The 15,893-nt window shown below is 45.0% G+C and carries 18 protein-coding genes; 16 read left to right on the forward strand and 2 right to left on the reverse strand.

What is annotated here, in order from left to right:
* Positions 1-29 precede the first annotated feature (29 nt).
* Positions 30-1,235 (forward strand): MFS transporter, encoded by a 1,206-nt coding sequence (locus tag AB4Z17_RS19135; protein ID WP_441908949.1) that lies wholly within the window; start codon positions 30-32, stop codon positions 1,233-1,235.
* A 19-nt stretch (positions 1,236-1,254) separates the two neighbouring features.
* Positions 1,255-2,172, forward strand: coding sequence for a cysteine synthase A (gene cysK, locus AB4Z17_RS19140; protein ID WP_339207699.1), 918 nt, complete (start codon positions 1,255-1,257; stop codon positions 2,170-2,172).
* A gap of 18 nt (positions 2,173-2,190) precedes the next feature.
* Here cysK and AB4Z17_RS19145 read toward each other — a convergent pair whose 3' ends face one another.
* Positions 2,191-3,261, reverse strand: coding sequence for a CotH kinase family protein (locus AB4Z17_RS19145; protein WP_441961415.1), 1,071 nt, complete (start codon positions 3,259-3,261; stop codon positions 2,191-2,193).
* 423 nt (positions 3,262-3,684) lie between these two features.
* On the opposite strand from AB4Z17_RS19145, the gene AB4Z17_RS19150 reads away from it, so the two are divergent.
* The 14 genes from AB4Z17_RS19150 (at position 3,685) to AB4Z17_RS19215 (ending at position 15,669) form a co-directional block, all read left to right on the forward strand.
* Positions 3,685-4,416, forward strand: coding sequence for a hypothetical protein (locus AB4Z17_RS19150; RefSeq protein ID WP_441908951.1), 732 nt, complete (start codon positions 3,685-3,687; stop codon positions 4,414-4,416).
* Positions 4,417-4,487: 71 nt separating this feature from the next.
* On the forward strand, positions 4,488-5,162 hold the full coding sequence (locus tag AB4Z17_RS19155) for a DUF2642 domain-containing protein (RefSeq protein WP_076267884.1): 675 nt from the start codon (positions 4,488-4,490) through the stop codon (positions 5,160-5,162).
* A 134-nt stretch (positions 5,163-5,296) separates the two neighbouring features.
* Entirely contained in the window at positions 5,297-6,424 is a 1,128-nt protein-coding gene (locus tag AB4Z17_RS19160; RefSeq protein WP_441961417.1) for a GerAB/ArcD/ProY family transporter, read from the forward strand.
* The gene (locus AB4Z17_RS19165) at positions 6,421-7,875 is read left to right on the forward strand and encodes a spore germination protein (RefSeq protein WP_441961419.1); all 1,455 of its coding nucleotides are present in this window, start codon (positions 6,421-6,423) and stop codon (positions 7,873-7,875) included. Before AB4Z17_RS19160 ends, AB4Z17_RS19165 begins: the two co-directional genes overlap by 4 nt.
* Entirely contained in the window at positions 7,872-8,831 is a 960-nt protein-coding gene (locus AB4Z17_RS19170) for a Ger(x)C family spore germination protein (protein WP_441961421.1), read from the forward strand. Before AB4Z17_RS19165 ends, AB4Z17_RS19170 begins: the two co-directional genes overlap by 4 nt.
* A gap of 88 nt (positions 8,832-8,919) precedes the next feature.
* Positions 8,920-9,144 (forward strand): hypothetical protein, encoded by a 225-nt coding sequence (locus AB4Z17_RS19175; RefSeq protein ID WP_339207707.1) that lies wholly within the window; start codon positions 8,920-8,922, stop codon positions 9,142-9,144.
* 36 nt (positions 9,145-9,180) lie between these two features.
* Positions 9,181-9,576 (forward strand): spore coat protein, encoded by a 396-nt coding sequence (locus AB4Z17_RS19180; RefSeq protein WP_441961423.1) that lies wholly within the window; start codon positions 9,181-9,183, stop codon positions 9,574-9,576.
* A 198-nt stretch (positions 9,577-9,774) separates the two neighbouring features.
* Positions 9,775-10,266, forward strand: a complete 492-nt coding sequence (locus tag AB4Z17_RS19185; RefSeq protein WP_076267879.1) for an Lrp/AsnC family transcriptional regulator — start codon at positions 9,775-9,777, stop codon at positions 10,264-10,266.
* Between the two features lie 16 nt (positions 10,267-10,282).
* Positions 10,283-11,503, forward strand: coding sequence for an aminotransferase class I/II-fold pyridoxal phosphate-dependent enzyme (locus AB4Z17_RS19190; RefSeq protein WP_441961425.1), 1,221 nt, complete (start codon positions 10,283-10,285; stop codon positions 11,501-11,503).
* Between the two features lie 93 nt (positions 11,504-11,596).
* A complete protein-coding gene (locus AB4Z17_RS19195; RefSeq protein WP_339207711.1) occupies positions 11,597-12,169 on the forward strand; it encodes a cob(I)yrinic acid a,c-diamide adenosyltransferase in 573 nt (190 codons plus the stop codon).
* Positions 12,166-13,125 (forward strand): RluA family pseudouridine synthase, encoded by a 960-nt coding sequence (locus AB4Z17_RS19200; protein ID WP_441961427.1) that lies wholly within the window; start codon positions 12,166-12,168, stop codon positions 13,123-13,125. Before AB4Z17_RS19195 ends, AB4Z17_RS19200 begins: the two co-directional genes overlap by 4 nt.
* 39 nt (positions 13,126-13,164) lie before the next feature.
* Positions 13,165-13,545: an arsenate reductase family protein gene (locus AB4Z17_RS19205; RefSeq protein ID WP_441961429.1), complete on the forward strand. Its 381-nt coding sequence runs from the start codon at positions 13,165-13,167 to the stop codon at positions 13,543-13,545.
* Between the two features lie 8 nt (positions 13,546-13,553).
* Entirely contained in the window at positions 13,554-14,759 is a 1,206-nt protein-coding gene (locus AB4Z17_RS19210) for an aminotransferase class I/II-fold pyridoxal phosphate-dependent enzyme (RefSeq protein WP_441961431.1), read from the forward strand.
* A gap of 43 nt (positions 14,760-14,802) precedes the next feature.
* Entirely contained in the window at positions 14,803-15,669 is an 867-nt protein-coding gene (locus AB4Z17_RS19215) for a 5'-3' exonuclease (RefSeq protein WP_441961433.1), read from the forward strand.
* Positions 15,670-15,692: 23 nt separating this feature from the next.
* Here the strand turns inward: AB4Z17_RS19215 and AB4Z17_RS19220 are convergent.
* A partial coding sequence (locus AB4Z17_RS19220; protein WP_441961435.1) for a hypothetical protein occupies positions 15,693-15,893 on the reverse strand: 201 nt, incomplete at its 5' end.

Below are 15,893 nucleotides of genomic sequence, written 5' to 3' on the forward strand. Positions count from 1 at the left end.
TGAACTGGCCTGCGGCAGGAGGAATCGTTTTGGCAAAAACCTTAAATGGACAAGCAGCCCTTTTACTTATTGTGCAGGCGCTTTACGGTATTGCGAACGCGCTGTCCGGGACGTTTGTTCCCGTATACTTATGGAAAGCAAGCCAATCTTATATGTTGATCGGTTGGTTCACTATGGGTCAATATGTAATGAGTGGATTAACCTTTTGGGTTGTTGGGAAATGGGTAAAAGAGCATAACAAAATGAATAGTTTGCGCATAGGCATTATTTTGTCAGGCGTGTTTTATTGTTCAGTACTGCTGCTGGGTACACAAGCGAAGGTATATTATTTGCCGCTTGGCCTTTTAAATGGGATGGCACTCGGTTTTTTTTGGGTCGCATTTAATGTAGTTTATTTCGAAGTGACAGATCCAGATAATCGGGATCGTTTCAATGGCTGGTCGGGGCTGCTTGGTTCTGCGGCAGGTATCGTGGCGCCGTGGGTATCAGGCTTGCTTATCACTTCGATGCAAGGAGAAAAGGGATATAGGCTTATTTTCACCCTTTCATTAATCATATTTTCTATAAGTGTAGTGCTCAGTTTTTGGCTTAAAAAACGCCATGGTCAAGGCCGCTATAATTGGAAGCATGGTTTCCAGCAGTTGATGCAAAAAGGAAATCCGTGGCGTCGCATGTTTCCAGCTATTGCAGCGCAGGGCGTGCGAGAAGGCGTATTTATGTTTCTTGTTGGCCTTACGGTATACGTAGCTACGCAAAACGAAAGCAAGCTAGGAACGTATTCACTCATTACATCCTTAGTTGCCTTAATCAGCTTCTGGATTGTTGGCAAAATGCTCAAAAAAAACAATCGCAAATGGGCGATGCTCATAGGCGTTATCATGATTGGAATCGCTATATTGCCGCTGTTCTGGAAGGTCTCTTATGCTACACTGCTTATGTTCGGAATCGGAACATCACTGTTTATGCCGCTTTATATTATTCCTATGACTTCAAGAGTTTTTGACCTCATTGGCCAGTCCGAGGAAAGTGCGCGGGAACGAGAGGAATTTATCGTCCTTCGTGAAGCGGGATTGGTTTTAGGCAGGATTATCGGCTTATCGTCATATTTAATCGTTTTGCCGCTGAATCATTCTGCTGTCGCCATTACTTGGCTCTTGTTTGCGGTTGGCATCGTGCCGATTGCTGGTTGGTGGTTCATGAAGCCGTTTCTTACAGAACAGCAAGCACAAACCTAAATAGAAAGGAAGTGAAGGAATGCCGAAAGTAGTTGCAGACATTACGCAATTAATTGGGAATACGCCTGTCGTAAGGCTAAACCGTCTTCCAGAAGAAGGCAGCGCCGAAGTATGCGTTAAGCTGGAACGCTTTAACCCAAGCGGCAGCGTAAAGGATCGCGCAGCCTTCTCTCTTATTAATGATGCCGAGAAGCGCGGTTTGATTAAGCCTGGTGATACCATTATTGAACCAACTAGCGGCAATACAGGCATAGGCCTAGCCATGAACGCAGCAGCTAGAGGCTACAACATAATATTAGTTATGCCGGACAACATGACTGCTGAGCGGATTAAACTGCTGCAGGCATACGGAGCGGAAGTTGTGCTTACACCTGCTGCTGAACGCATGCCGGGAGCCATTCGAAAAGCGGAGGAGCTTCGGGCTGAGCGCCCGGGCAGCTACATACCGAATCAATTCGAGAATCATGCAAATCCGCAGATTCACCGAATGACGACTGCGATAGAAATTATCGAGCAGACAGATGGCAAGCTAGACGCTTTCGTTGCTACCGCAGGAACAGGCGGCACGATTACAGGAACAGGCGAAGCTCTAAAGGAAGTGCTCCCTCATTTGTATGTAGCGGTAGTAGAGCCGCAAGGGTCACCGGTGTTGTCAGGAGGAAAGCCAGGCCCGCATAAGCTTGTCGGTACTAGTCCTGGTTTCGTGCCCGCTATTCTTAATACATCGATTTATGATGAAATCATTCAAGTTTCAGATGAGCATGCTCTAACGACAATGAGAGCGTTAGCGACGCAAGAGGGTTTGCTGCTAGGCCCTTCCTCAGGCGCTTCGGTATGGGCAGCGATGCAAATTGCAAAACGTCTTGGTGCTGGGAAGCGAGTGCTGTGCATTGCTCCAGATACCGGAGAGCGGTATATGAGCATGGATATTTTTTGATCAGCATACGGGAGTGGTTTATAACCATTCCCGTAATGATTGCTGCAATATATTGCGTCTTTCATCAATGTAGTTATAAATAAAGGCTGGTTCTGCTAAAAAGGTGTCATAGCTCGCCTTTCGCGTATAATCGCTGCGAATAGCCGGAGATAATTGTGCATGCATCTGCGAAATGACGGGTTCCAGCTTCTCGGAAGTAAATGCGGATAACAGCAGTTTCTTTAAAATCGCTCTATATTTTCTTCTGCACGACGGGAAAGTAAATAGCTTCTCTGTCAGCGTATTGTAGCCCTGAAGACGGACGAGATCACTGCCGCAAGGCTTTCCGTAACAGTTTCTTCCCCAGGTTCCCTCGTAATCCCATGGAATGATTCGATATTTCCCACTTTTGCTATGCTCATAAATTGCATAGTTTTGATCAAATCCATCGTAATTTCCAGTCAATACAGCTCCGGCAAGCCATAATAAATATTGTGATACATCAAGGCGTTTGGCATTATGCTCATTCAGTTTACTGCCAGACAAACGATTGATATTTCGAACGAACGATACGAGCCTCTTTTTTGTCCCCGTCTTTCCCAGCTTCAATTCATAACCATTAAATAACGAAGCTTTCGTACCTTTAGAGACAGGGTCCGTTAAGCTGAAGTCGGCACTGTCATTGACTGCATAGAGAAGAGAACGGCAGCCAATGCCCCTTTTTTCGAAAAAAAGTTGATCTACCGCTTCGATTTCCAAATAAACACCTCGAGGCACGTCATTTATTATGAGCCAGAAGTGGTTGGTTTGAGGGGATGGCACACCAATTTTATTGAAAAAGTAAAAGGAAAGTGCGTTTCGCATCATGGATGGATCGTCATATTCCGCATTCCAATGAAATGTTTTGCCATTTTCAAGCCGAACTTCATAAGATTTTTTGGAATAATTACGTGTATGTCCTCCCCGCAGGCCAAACTCTGCAGTATAGGTTTGTCCCTCCATCTCGAGTTGTGCCGGTTTGAAGGAACGCCCCCAAGCATCGCTTTGTATCTCTTGGAAATCAGAAGCATTCATCCGTATGGAACGTGTCGGCAAGACTTCAGCAACCATCTAACCATCTCCTAAAAGCAAAAGATAAAGCCTACCGTTGCACGATAGGCGTTTTGATCTTAATACTCTATTCAGCTAATGCCCAGATGGTCACGATTATTTGGTCATGAATGTTTTCAATCCTAATGATCACAATGGAAAGCTTCCATATCTGAACCAGTAGAGTTCAAAATCTATAATTATACTACTCTATTATTTATAGGGGAATTGCTCAATCTCTCATAAATAGATAGCAATCTAGTACCACTTCCATACGGTATACATATTAATATATTACATTTCGTATCTCATGATAGATGGAGTGAATGAGAGAAGGAGGATGCAAAGCAGCAGAGTAATGAATGGGAAGTGAATAGGTCGTAAGGGCGTATTTGAAGACAGGCTTTGAACAACAAACAATGAAATTATCGGAGGGATTTTTTTATGAGTCTATGGTACAACAATGGTTATTCAGCTGGTCAATCGGTTGCTAGTAATAACAATAGCCACAAAAGCAGCCAGAGTGGAAACAAGGATCATAATTTTTTACAAACGATGGTAGGCAAAAATGCAAAAATTAATCGCGGCGGACCGGAATCACTCCAAGGCAAGCTTCACTCTGTAAAAAGCGACTATCTCGTTTTAGTCACAAGTGAAGGTGTCGTATATGTTGCGACAAGCCATGTTAAAAGTGTTACGGAGGCAGGAGCTGGCAATACAAGCAGCGGCAGCAAAGGCAATAGAAGCGGCAGTGGCAGCACAGCGGTTATTAATGCTAGCAATTTTAATGGCGTTATCCGTGCCCTGAATCAAACCTTCGTACAGCTTAATTCTGGCGGACCTGAGAAGGTTGAAGGTTTCATTGCTCAAGCAGGAAACAACTCAATTCTGCTCGTTTCCGGTAAAGAAGCTATGCAAATCCAGAACTACCACATCAAATCGATTAAAGCTGCGAGCAACCGTTCTGGCGGAAACAACAATAACAAAAACGAAAATAAAAACAGCAACGCCAATAGCAACAGCAAAAACGAAAACAAAAGCAACAGCAAAAACGAAAACAAAAGCGACAGCAAAAACAACAATAAAAACAAAACACAAGGCAATCGCAGCGGTGGAAAAAGTAATGCAAATGCGGCTGCCGTAAAAACAACTCGCAGTTCAGTAAAAAAATCATAATGGCCTGTCGGGCAAAAGGTAGAGCTTTTGCCCGATTAAGCGATCTATCCGGATGAAAGGAGGTTAATTGCATGAAAAACCGTCATCCGCTGTTGGATAAGCAGGTCGAATTGGAGATTTCAGGGAAAGTAGCGCCTATACGAGGTAAATTGATCGAGTTTGGTCAGGATATATTAGTGCTGCATAATGGAACACAATTTTTGTATATCCCGCTTATTCATCTGCAGCAGCTTCGTCTTTCAACTCATAAAGAAGAAGCAGAAGAAATATATGAAGTACCGGAAATGCCTTTCGAGCCTTATAATGAACCCGTCTCGTACCGAAAAATATTAATGAACGCGAAAGGTATGTTCTCTGAAATTTATATTACAGGCAATCAGTCTATTCATGGTTATTTGACCACCGTTATGAATGATTTTTTTGTCTTCTATTCTCCTGTTTATCATACGGTGATCATCTCTCTTCACCATATGAAATATTTAATTCCGTACAGTCCTAACGTAACACCATACACGTTAACACCGGAACAATTCCCTCTAAAGCCATCCCCGCTAACCCTTGCAAGAACTTTTGATCAACAGCTTCGTAAATTAATCGGCGAATTCGTCGTGCTTGATCTCGGCGAGAATTCAAATAAAATCGGCGTTCTGAAAAATGTCGATCAAAGTATGATTGAGCTTGCGACTGTAAGTGGAAACCCCGTTTTTTTACATTTTGATCATGTGAAGACGGTTCATATTCCGTAGGAAAGAAGACTATGCTTTTAGCCAGTAAACGGCTTAAGCATAGTTTTTTTTGATCCCTTTAAATAAAAGATTGACAGGATGCATTTAGATACATAGATCTGGAAACATTATCTTTGGAAGGAAGTGACAAGATTATGAAAGTGAAACCATTTGGAATTTTACCCTCTATGTTAATGATGGTTTTGTCAGTTGGACTTGTAAATCACGTTCTGGTTGTGCCGCTGCTGCTTGATGCTGCTAAGCGCGATGCATGGATTTCTGTTATTTTTGGACTTGTTATTGCCCTTCCATGGATTACATTTCCTATTTATGGAATATTGAAGCGTATGGATGGAACGCCGTTTGATCAATGGCTCATACAACTTATGCCGCGGTTTTTGGCTTGGATGATAATTAGTATTTTTCTGCTGGTTCAGCTGAGTATTGCTTTTGAATCGCTTATTATTACAGCTTCGTGGACTGCGACAACCTATTTGCCCAATACACCTTCTATGGTGGTCTGTACTGTCTTTTTAGGCCTATGTTTGTTTGCATCAGTCTCAGGGCTGCGGACAATAGCTTATGTTAGCTGCATATTATTGCCAATCGTTGTATTGTTAGGCGATTTTGTCATGTCTGCGAACATGCCTCACAAAGATTATCACTATTTGCTGCCTATGCTCGAGAATGGGATGCGCCCGGTCATGAAAGGCATTTATTATGTGCTGACTTCTTCATGTGAGTTGTTTGGGTTCCTATTTATCCAGCATCATATCCAGGGGAAATTTAAGAGATGGCATTTCATCGTGCTTGTTCTATTCTTATCGCTGCTGACGCTTGGACCGGTTATGGGCGCGATTGTAGAATTCGGACCCGTTGAAGCGGATAAGATGCGCTACCCTGCCTTTTCGCAATGGAGATTGGTCTCCATCGGTAAATATTTCGAGCATGTTGATTTTTTTGCTATTTTCCAGTGGATGTCAGGCGCACTTATTCGACTTGCTTTATCTATTCACATTTTGTCAGAGTTTTGGCCGCTGCGCCGTTTAAAACAGAAATGGATTTCCCCTACTGTGCTTGGCGTGATCATTTTGGTCATTTCGGGCGTTGGCATCAAAAATATGCTTCAGGTAAGGAGCGCATTACATGCTGCATTTCAGTACACGGGCGTTGTCGTTATGTTCTTAACGATCGTGATTTGGATCGTGTCTATGTTTAGAAAAAAACAAGGTGATCATAAAAGAACAGCCATTATCGGTTCCGAGGAGGCAGAGCAGTCATGATTCATGACGAGCATATTTGTGAGATGGATCACAACGAGATTTCGTTGGATCAGTTAAAACACATGTTGAAGGATTGTCATGATGTTATTGAATATAAGCTGACGCTCGATGTAGAAGGCCCAATGGAAGTGACTTTGTTTTATTGCGATGGATTAATCGACAATCAACAATTACAGCTCGGCCTGCTTCCGCTATTGGAGAAATGGGCGGAGCAATTAAGAACGGTGCCAGACGCAGATACAGGTGAAAAACATAAGCCCAGCATGTTATTTAGTCAAATTCAATCTGGGGATCTTGGCAGCAACGTATTTGCACGCCTATTTGCAGGCAGTGTCATATTGTCTTTTGCTAAATTCGAAGGATTGTTTGAATTTGACATCGCTAATCAGCCTGGAAGGACACCAGAGGAGTCGGTGCTTGAAGTATCGATTCGAGGACCGCGCGACGGGTTCGTCGAACAGCTTTCAACGAATGTTGCATTAGTCCGCATGAGGCTGAAAACACCAGATATGCATGTAGAGTATCGAAAAATCGGCTCCGAGTCCTTAACGGAGGTCGCTTTGCTTCATATGGAGGGCAAGGCCGATCCCAAGCTTGTTAAAGAAGCTAGAAGGAGACTGGACAATATCGATATTCCGGCTTTAGTAGGAGGAAGTCAACTGGAGGAGCTTTTATCCGACCGCCGCTTATCTTTATTTCCACTCGTTGAATTTGTAGGACGGCCTGATTATGTCGTTCAATCCTTGCTGCAAGGCAAGGTAGCAATATTGCTCCATGGGTCGCCATCGGCACTTATTGCTCCAGGAAACTTATTGCTGCTCATCAAATCACCAGAGGACGCACATTTACCTTTTTATTATGTTTCATTAGAACGTTTGTTAAGGCTCGTAGGACTCGTATTAGCTATTTGTTTGCCAGGTTTTTGGATAGCGCTGTCAGCATTCAACACGGATCAGATTCCATTTACGCTGCTAGCAACCGTTACGATGTCGCGAATCGGATTGCCGCTGTCGGCAACGATGGAAATGTTTCTGATGCTGACCATGTTCGAGCTGTTCAGGGAAGCCGGTGTAAGACTGCCAAGGGCAGTAGGCCAAACCGTTTCTGTTGTAGGCGGATTGATCGTTGGAGATGCAGCAATCCGTGCGGGCATGACATCACCAACGATGCTCGTAATGGCCGCGGTAACGGCAGTATCAACCTTTACTCTCGTGAATCAGTCATTAAGCGGCTCGGTAAGCATCATCCGTTACCTTGTCCTTATCTGCTCATCTGTGCTGGGCATTTTCGGTTTTTTTGTCGGCTCCTTTGCGGTACTTATCTATTTGTGCACGTTAGAATCATTTGGACGCTCTTACTTATACCCGGTTGCACCTATGCGCTTAAAAGAGCTGCTGCCAGCGTTTATACAAATGCCATGGAAGCTTAAGAGTACGAGGAGGGATAAATGATGCTCTCTGCATGGATTGAAAAGCGGAGAATGCAGCTTAGAAAGTGTGCTGCATTGACAGGGATCTTGTTTATGTCCTTGCTGCTGCAAGGCTGCTGGGATGAAGTTAATTTGGCGGATGTGAGCTATATATCCGCATTTGGCATTGATTATAAGGACGGACAATTTGATATTTACGCCCAAACGATTAAATTTGGCTTAATTGCAAAAACAGAATCGCTTCAGCCTGATCCGAATCCGGTTTGGATTGGAAAAGGATCAGGAGATACTGTACTGCTTGCTCTAAATGACCTGGCTCGCTCTGGCCAAACGATTTTGAGCTTGGAGCATTTAAAAACCGTTATCGTGCAGGAGAGAGCGATGAGCAAAATCGCTGACATCATGGACGGGGTGAATCGTCAGCGGGCATCGCGGTATACGTCGCTGCTTTTCGGAACCAAAGCTCCGATTGAAAAAATTTTTACTAGCGATACTTTTTATGATCAATCACCGCTTAACAGCATTATGTATATGCCGGGCCCGCTCGACAGCCAGAGAAGCTTTATTCGTCCTTATTCCTTGCAGCTGGCGGTACAGACGCTGAATGAACCCTCCATGGTCACTACTTTCCCTGCTTTGAATGCAAATGAAGAATACTGGAAAAGAAAGAAACAACCGCTGCAAATCCAGTTAATAGAAGGGATATTTATATTTAAAGATCTTAAATATCTCGGTTATCTTACGGAGCCTGAAGCCACAGGGCTAAGATGGGCAGATCCTGAATTCAAGCATTTTGTGCTCAAAGCGCAAGGGGAAAAAGGGAAAGCGGCAATCGCTGTCGTTTCATCCAAAGGGAATGTTGATGTGAGTTTTAAAGGCAAAGGCAAGGAGTGGCTGCCAAAGCCCGATCAGTTAATCATAGAGGTGGACTTCCAATTAATTCACACCGGTAATTTCGATTTAAATATTGGCACATAAATAAAGGAAATTTAGCTCATAATACGTTTGGTACGAAATAAATGGATCAAATCGTAATTTTGAACCAAGTTTAGAGGAGGATGATTAAATGATGCAGCCAATGACGGCAAAAGAGCTGGAGTACATTGCAGACTCTATGTCTAACGAGGATTTATTAATTAAGCAATGTGCAACGCTTGTTGCTACGGGTACTACACCAGCGCTTAGAAATTTATGCTCACAAATGATTCAAACCCATCAGCAGCACTATGATTCTTTGCTGCATGCGATCTCGCACCATCAGCAAATGGCTCCAACACAGCCCCAGCAATAAGAAGGATTTTAAAAGAAGATTAGGAGGTCAATCATAATGCAGCAACAACAAAACCAATCGATACTGACTGAGGAAGATTTGGCAAGCACAATCCTTAGCGATTTGAAAAGAGTTGTTCGTGAATATGCAACAGCAGCAACAGAATCTACTTGTCCTGATATTCGCCAGCTGTTTACGAAATTGACAGACAGCACGTTGGCACTGCAAGGCCAGCTGTTTACAGCGATGCAGCAAGCGAATATGTATAATACATCCTCGCCTGCGCTGCGTCAGGAACTGGACAAGCAGGCAAAGCAATATCAGCAAACCAAACAAAAAACGAGCCAGTTTTTACAGCAAAACCTAGGGCAACAGCAAAACCAAACGATGTATACGCCGCAAATGCAGCAGTCCGGCCAATATCAACAAGGCTCACAAACGCATTACATGTAAAGACCCCTTTGGGGTCTTTCCTTTTTATAAGGATTAGGAAGCAGAAGCAGCTTTTACATATGATGCTAATATTTCTCCGCGAGAAGTGCTGAAGCCGCCAAAATAAAGGCTTCAGCCTTTTATGCTTTGATTGCGCGAGGAACAAAAACGTTGTAAAATATTCTTTATAATTGCAGTTGTACTGGAAGGAGTTATACAATGACCGAATTACAGTTGAAAGTGCTTGAACTGCTTCAGGAGGACGCGCGCAGGGATGCAGATTTGATCGCAACCATGTTAGCCGTAACAACCGAGGAAGTAAAGCAAGCCATCGCCGAGCTAGAGAAAGACCATATTATCGTGAAGTATGCGACAGTCGTAAACTGGAGCAAGATTGACGACCAGAAGGTAACTGCACTTATTGAGGTACAAATTACACCAGAACGCGGTCGCGGTTTCGAAGGAATCGCTGAGCGCATTTATTTATATCCAGAAGTAAAATCCGTCTACCTGATGTCGGGAGCTTACGATTTGCTCGTTGAGGTTGAAGGAAAAACCTTGAAAGAGGTCGCCTCTTTTGTATCGAATAAACTATCGCCTATTGACGCGGTATTATCGACAAAAACATTTTTTATATTGAAAAAATACAAACAAGACGGCATTATCTTCGAGGAGCATGAAGGTGATCATCGGTTGATGGTTTCGCCGTGAAAAAAGGGTGATGGCAATGATTAAAGATGAAGAGAAACAACCCTCCACACCTTTGCAGCGTCAATCGATGGCTGATTATTTGTCACCGCTCGTTCGGGGCATCAAACCGTCGGGAATCCGTCGGTTTTTTGATTTGGTCAGTACGCGCAAGGATGTTATTACATTAGGAGTAGGGGAACCGGACTTTGTGACGCCATGGCATGTTCGGGAAGCTGCTGTATATGCGCTTGAAATGGGGAAAACGCAATACACGTCAAATGCAGGTATGCCAGAGCTTCGCGAAGCCATTGGGCAGTACTTAAATGATCAATTTGCCGTACCTTACAACCCTGCCAGCGAAATTTTAGTAACCGTTGGCGGCAGTGAAGCCATCGATCTTGCACTTCGTGCGTTTATTGCGCCTGGCGATGAAATTTTGATTCCTGAGCCATGTTATATTTCCTATTCACCAATAACCGCGCTTACCGGAGGAAAACCTGTCGGTATTGAAACGTTTGCCAAGGATGAATTTAAGCTGAAGGCAGAGTCGCTTCAAGCCGTTATAACGCCGAAATCAAAAGTACTTATTTTATGTTATCCAAGCAACCCTACTGGCGGAACTATGACCTATGAGGACTGGCTGCCTATTGCAAAGCTAGTGGAAGAAAATGATCTTATTGTTATTTCCGATGAGATTTATGCGGAGCTTACTTACGGCTCGAAGCATGTAAGCTTTGCTGCAATGCCGGGGATGAAGGATCGTACCATTCTTGTGAGCGGCTTCTCGAAAGCTTTCGCGATGACAGGCTGGCGGATGGGTTATGCCTGCGGCCATCCCGATCTTATTGCAGCTATGCTGAAAATTCACCAGTATACCGTTATGTGCGCGCCAATTATGGCACAGTATGCAGCGCTTGAAGCACTTCAACATGGCTTAGAAGAGAAGGACCGCATGGTGGAGGCTTATAATCAGCGCCGGCGTCTTGTCGTAAAAGGATTCAGGGAAATCGGACTCGATTGCCATGAGCCGCAGGGTGCATTTTATGCATTCCCATCGATCGTATCGACTGGCTTATCAAGTGAGGAGTTTGCGCAGCGTCTGCTCGACGAAGCGAATGTTGCAGCTGTTCCGGGAGATGTATTCGGTCTCGGAGGCGAAGGCCATCTTCGCTGCTCCTATGCAACTTCTGTCACGAATCTGACCGAAGCGCTTGATCGAATTGGCGGCTTTGTACATCGCTTGAAGCAAGAAGGCTAATCTAGCGCCTTTAATAAACAGCAGGTCAGGAGCTTATCCGACCTGCTGTTTGCATGAATAGAGAGTAATGGATGAAAAAAGGAGGCAAGGCCGATGAAACTATATACGAGAACGGGCGATAGCGGTCAAACATCTTTAATTGGCGGCCGCGTGCGCAAGGATGATGTTCGTGTTGAGGCATATGGTACCATAGATGAATTGAATTGTTTTGTAGGGCAGGCAGCGGCGGAAGCTGCCAAACACGAAGAGCTGGCAGAGATGGCAGCTTGGCTTGTTGATATTCAGCAGGAGTTGTTTGACTGCGGCTCAGATCTTGCTTACGCCGTTGAAGGCGCGCCTCTAAAAATATCGGCAGAGCCGTCTAAACGTCTGGAAGAATGGATTGACCAATATACGGCAGAGGCACCGGAAATCACGAGGTTTATTTTGCCGGGAGGAAGCTCTGTTTCTGCTGTTTTGCATGTATGCCGAACGGTATGCCGCCGGGCAGAGCGCCGCGTTGTAACGCTTGCAGCGGAGCATTCGATTAATGCCGATGTACAAACGTATTTGAATCGATTGTCCGATTTTTTCTTCGCCGCTGCTAGAGTTGCAAATGCGAAGCTTGGCGTATCAGATACGGAATATGTACGCAGCGCAGAAGTATTTCGGAAGCCGAAAAAATGATGGATAGACTAGAATTATTATATTATCGCCCGTTAGTGGCTGCGGTTAGCGAGGCAGAGCATGGAATGACCGTCCGGCGGGTGCTGGAGCGGCAACTGGGCGTATCGCGCAAGCTGCTCTCGCAAGTAAAGCAAACGGAGCATGGACTGACTGTAAACGAGATTCGTGCCTATACGACAGCTCCCGTTGCAGCGGGCGATATCATTCGCGTACGCATGGAGCGGGAAATTTCCGAAGATATTTTGCCGCAGCCAATTCTGGTACAAATCGTATTCGAGGATGAGGATCTGCTTATCGTAAATAAACCAGCTGGTATGATTGTCCATCCGACCCATGGACATTACACGGGGACGCTTGCTAATGGTATCGTCTACCATTGGCAAGAGGCGGGAGAGAAGGTACGTTTCCGTCCTGTCCACCGCCTTGATGAAGAAACATCCGGACTTGTCGCGATTGCCAAAACCTCCTATGTACATCAACAGCTTTCGGAGCAAATGCAGGCAAACGGTATTTTAAAGCTGTACCGCGCATATGTTTATGGCTGCCCTGAGCCAACTGCGGGAGTGGTGGATGCGCCGATTGACCGTGACCCAGACCAGCCGCATGTTCGCATCGTCACACCGGAGGGTTATCCGTCTATTACACATTATGAGACGATTGCACATTATGAATCTACTTCTGACAAGCCTGCCGCAGCGGCTGTGCGCTTAAAGCTCGAAACGGGACGGACGCATCAAATTCGCGTTCATATGAAGCATATCGGCTGCCCGCTTATCGGTGATAAAATGTATGGTACTCAGCAAGGTGTGGAGGAAGAGTGGGAGGATGCAGTCGGTCGTCAAGCACTCCATGCCGAGATACTGGGCTTTACCCATCCCATTACAAAAAAATGGATGGAATGGCATGCAGATTTGCCGCCTGAGCTTGAACGATTAGAACGGAGTCTATCAAAATAAAATGGGACTAGTCAGCCCAATGCTGGAGGAAACAAGAGGATGACGAAACAAAAGGAACTAACTATCATTCAATATCCAAAATGCGGTACATGCCGCTCAGCGCTTAAATCGCTGCAAAATAAGGGCAACGATGTCGTATCCAGAAATATTGTAGAGCAAACACCTACAGCTGTTGAGCTGAAGGAGATTGTAAAAAACAGCGGTCTGGAGCTGAAAAAGTTTTTTAACACATCTGGAGATGTCTACAGGGAGCTTGGTTTGAAGGACAAGCTGGCTGACATGTCTGAAGATGAGAAATATGACTTGCTTGCTTCGAACGGCATGCTGATTAAACGGCCTATCGTGACGGATGGCAAGACGGTTACTGTTGGATATAAGGAAGAACAATACGAACAAGTTTGGAACAATGGAAAAGGGTGAATGGACGTATGTCACAAACCAAATGGCGTTCCAAGCGGCTGTCGCAGCTAGGATCATCCATATTTGCAGAAGTTGCAGCGTGGAAGCGCTCAGCTGCGGAAAGCGGTCTTGATATTATTGATCTGGGAATCGGAAATCCGGATCAGCCGCCTTCGCCCGCCGTTAGACAGGCGCTTAGTGAAGCGGCATTGCGCAGTGATATGTACTCGTATCCAGCAATCAAAAGCGGCTTGCCGTTTCGAGAGCATGCAGCGAAATGGATGAAGCACCGATTTAACGTGGAGCTGGATGCCGGAGACGAGATCGTAACACTTCTTGGCTCACAAGACGGTCTTGCCCATCTTGCCATGGCGCTTTGTGATCCTGGCGATATCGTTTTGCTGCCTAATCCGGGGTATCCGATCTATGCTGCATCATTAGCACTCGCGGGAGTAGAGTCTGTATTGATGCCGCTGCGCGAGGAGAATGGCTTTATGCCCGATCTGGAGGCAATACCGGATTCGGAATGGGACCAGGCAACGTTTATTTTGCTGAATTACCCGAACAACCCGATTTCTGCTATAGCGGACATCTCCTTTTTTGAGCGATTGATTGATAAAGCAAAGCGTCATAATGTGTTGGTCGTTCATGATCTTGCATACTCCGAGATGGGATTTGAAGGCTGTGAGCCGCCAAGCATTCTTGAGGTACCGGGTGCTATCGATCATGCGGTTGAATTCCATTCTTTGTCCAAAAGCTTCAACATGGCTGGCTGCAGAATTGGTTTTTTGGCTGGAAATAGGGCAGCTGTCGCCGCTCTCCGCGAGCTGAAAGCGAATATTGACTACGGCGTGTTTGATCCTATTCAAGAGGCAGGAATTGTTGCACTTCAGGAAGCGATAGCAAATGTAGAGAAGCCAAAGGCAGGAAAGCTTTATGAGCAGCGGCGCAATACGTTCCTTGAAGCACTTCGTGCAGAAGGATGGGATGTTGCGGCACCTCGGGCAACAATGTTCGTTTGGGCGCAGCTTCCTCCTATGCAGTGGTCGCTTAGCGAGCCGTGGACGTCCAGACGAATTTCCCAGGAAATGCTTCGTCAAACAGGCGTTGTCGTAGTGCCTGGGGAAGCTTTTGGCTCCGAGGGTGAAGGTTATGTAAGAATAGCGCTGGTTGAAAGCGAAGAACGGTTGAAGGAAGCTGCGGGGCGGATTGGAAAATTTATTCGCGGGCAATAAATATAAATAATAGTTTGATATGTTTGAGAGGGGTTTTATAACGATGAGTGAACAACGTTTACTTTTGGTTGATGGGATGGCAATTTTATTTCGGGCGTATTTCGCTACTTCATTCGGAGGAAGCGTTCGTAAAACAAGTGCAGGCGTACCTGTTAATGCAGTTCATGGTTTTGTTCGTTATTTCATGGATGCGATCAATACGTTTAATCCAACCCATGTCGTATGCTGCTGGGATATGGGAAGCACGACATTTCGTACGGAGCAGTATGATGGTTACAAATCCAATCGTCCGTCTGCGCCAGAGGATTTAATTCCTCAGTTTGATCTTGTAAAAGAAGTCGTTGCCAGCTTCGGTGTGCCGAATATTGGGATCGCAGGATATGAGGCGGATGACTGCATTGGAACACTTGCTGCTGCACTTAAGGATCAAGCGCAAATTTTCGTTGTGACGGGTGACCATGATATGCTTCAGCTGGTGGACGACCGGGTATCGGTTGCGATCATGAAGAAGGGCATCGGGAACTACATGGTGTATACGCCGGAAACGCTAATGGAAGAACGCCAACTTACGCCTATTCAAATTATCGACATCAAAGGGTTAATGGGAGATACAGCGGACAATTACCCAGGCGTGAAAGGTATAGGAGAAAAAACAGCGCATAAGCTTATTCAAGAGCATGGTTCAATCGAGGGCTTGCTTGCTAATTTGGAGGCGGTATCCAAAACAATCCGAGTAAAAATTGAAGCGGATCTTGATATGCTGCATCTATCCCGTGATTTAGCGACAATTCGCTGTGATGTGCCAGTATCCGCAGAGCTTGATGGCTGCTGCTGGGCGTATGAACGCGAAAGCGTATTGCTCAAATTTGAAGAGCTGGAATTTAAAAGTTTGATATCGCTTATTGGATAAATGAAAAGGATCTCCTCTTACGGTTATATCCCGTAGTGAGGAGATTTTTTTTTTGCGATTAGATTTAAATAGGGAATGGTCAGGCAGCGTGTTGATGACAGATTTCTAATTAATCCTAATATTGCAGCAACGCAGCTTAAAAATGGATAATTTTGGGTGATTATCATCAGATTTAAAAATAGTACATGAAATAAAAAGGTTTGTGCATGGACAGTGTCATAGGA

The organism is Paenibacillus sp. TAF43_2, from assembly GCF_052113545.1.
Lineage (GTDB): Bacteria > Bacillota > Bacilli > Paenibacillales > Paenibacillaceae > Pristimantibacillus.

What these genes read in the sequence shown, in the direction of transcription:
- AB4Z17_RS19210 (WP_441961431.1), top strand. Translation starts at nt 13,554, where the DNA reads ATGTCACAAACCAAATGGCGTTCCAAGCGGCTGTCGCAGCTAGGATCA.
- AB4Z17_RS19200 (WP_441961427.1), top strand. Translation starts at nt 12,166, where the DNA reads ATGATGGATAGACTAGAATTATTATATTATCGCCCGTTAGTGGCTGCG.
- cysK (WP_339207699.1), top strand. Translation starts at nt 1,255, where the DNA reads ATGCCGAAAGTAGTTGCAGACATTACGCAATTAATTGGGAATACGCCT.
- AB4Z17_RS19195 (WP_339207711.1), top strand. Translation starts at nt 11,597, where the DNA reads ATGAAACTATATACGAGAACGGGCGATAGCGGTCAAACATCTTTAATT.
- AB4Z17_RS19175 (WP_339207707.1), top strand. Translation starts at nt 8,920, where the DNA reads ATGATGCAGCCAATGACGGCAAAAGAGCTGGAGTACATTGCAGACTCT.
- AB4Z17_RS19170 (WP_441961421.1), top strand. Translation starts at nt 7,872, where the DNA reads ATGATGCTCTCTGCATGGATTGAAAAGCGGAGAATGCAGCTTAGAAAG.
- AB4Z17_RS19150 (WP_441908951.1), top strand. Translation starts at nt 3,685, where the DNA reads ATGAGTCTATGGTACAACAATGGTTATTCAGCTGGTCAATCGGTTGCT.
- AB4Z17_RS19165 (WP_441961419.1), top strand. Translation starts at nt 6,421, where the DNA reads ATGATTCATGACGAGCATATTTGTGAGATGGATCACAACGAGATTTCG.
- AB4Z17_RS19190 (WP_441961425.1), top strand. Translation starts at nt 10,283, where the DNA reads ATGATTAAAGATGAAGAGAAACAACCCTCCACACCTTTGCAGCGTCAA.
- AB4Z17_RS19160 (WP_441961417.1), top strand. Translation starts at nt 5,297, where the DNA reads ATGAAAGTGAAACCATTTGGAATTTTACCCTCTATGTTAATGATGGTT.
- AB4Z17_RS19205 (WP_441961429.1), top strand. Translation starts at nt 13,165, where the DNA reads ATGACGAAACAAAAGGAACTAACTATCATTCAATATCCAAAATGCGGT.
- AB4Z17_RS19155 (WP_076267884.1), top strand. Translation starts at nt 4,488, where the DNA reads ATGAAAAACCGTCATCCGCTGTTGGATAAGCAGGTCGAATTGGAGATT.
- AB4Z17_RS19185 (WP_076267879.1), top strand. Translation starts at nt 9,775, where the DNA reads ATGACCGAATTACAGTTGAAAGTGCTTGAACTGCTTCAGGAGGACGCG.
- AB4Z17_RS19145 (WP_441961415.1), bottom strand. Translation starts at nt 3,261, where the DNA reads ATGGTTGCTGAAGTCTTGCCGACACGTTCCATACGGATGAATGCTTCT.
- AB4Z17_RS19215 (WP_441961433.1), top strand. Translation starts at nt 14,803, where the DNA reads ATGAGTGAACAACGTTTACTTTTGGTTGATGGGATGGCAATTTTATTT.
- AB4Z17_RS19180 (WP_441961423.1), top strand. Translation starts at nt 9,181, where the DNA reads ATGCAGCAACAACAAAACCAATCGATACTGACTGAGGAAGATTTGGCA.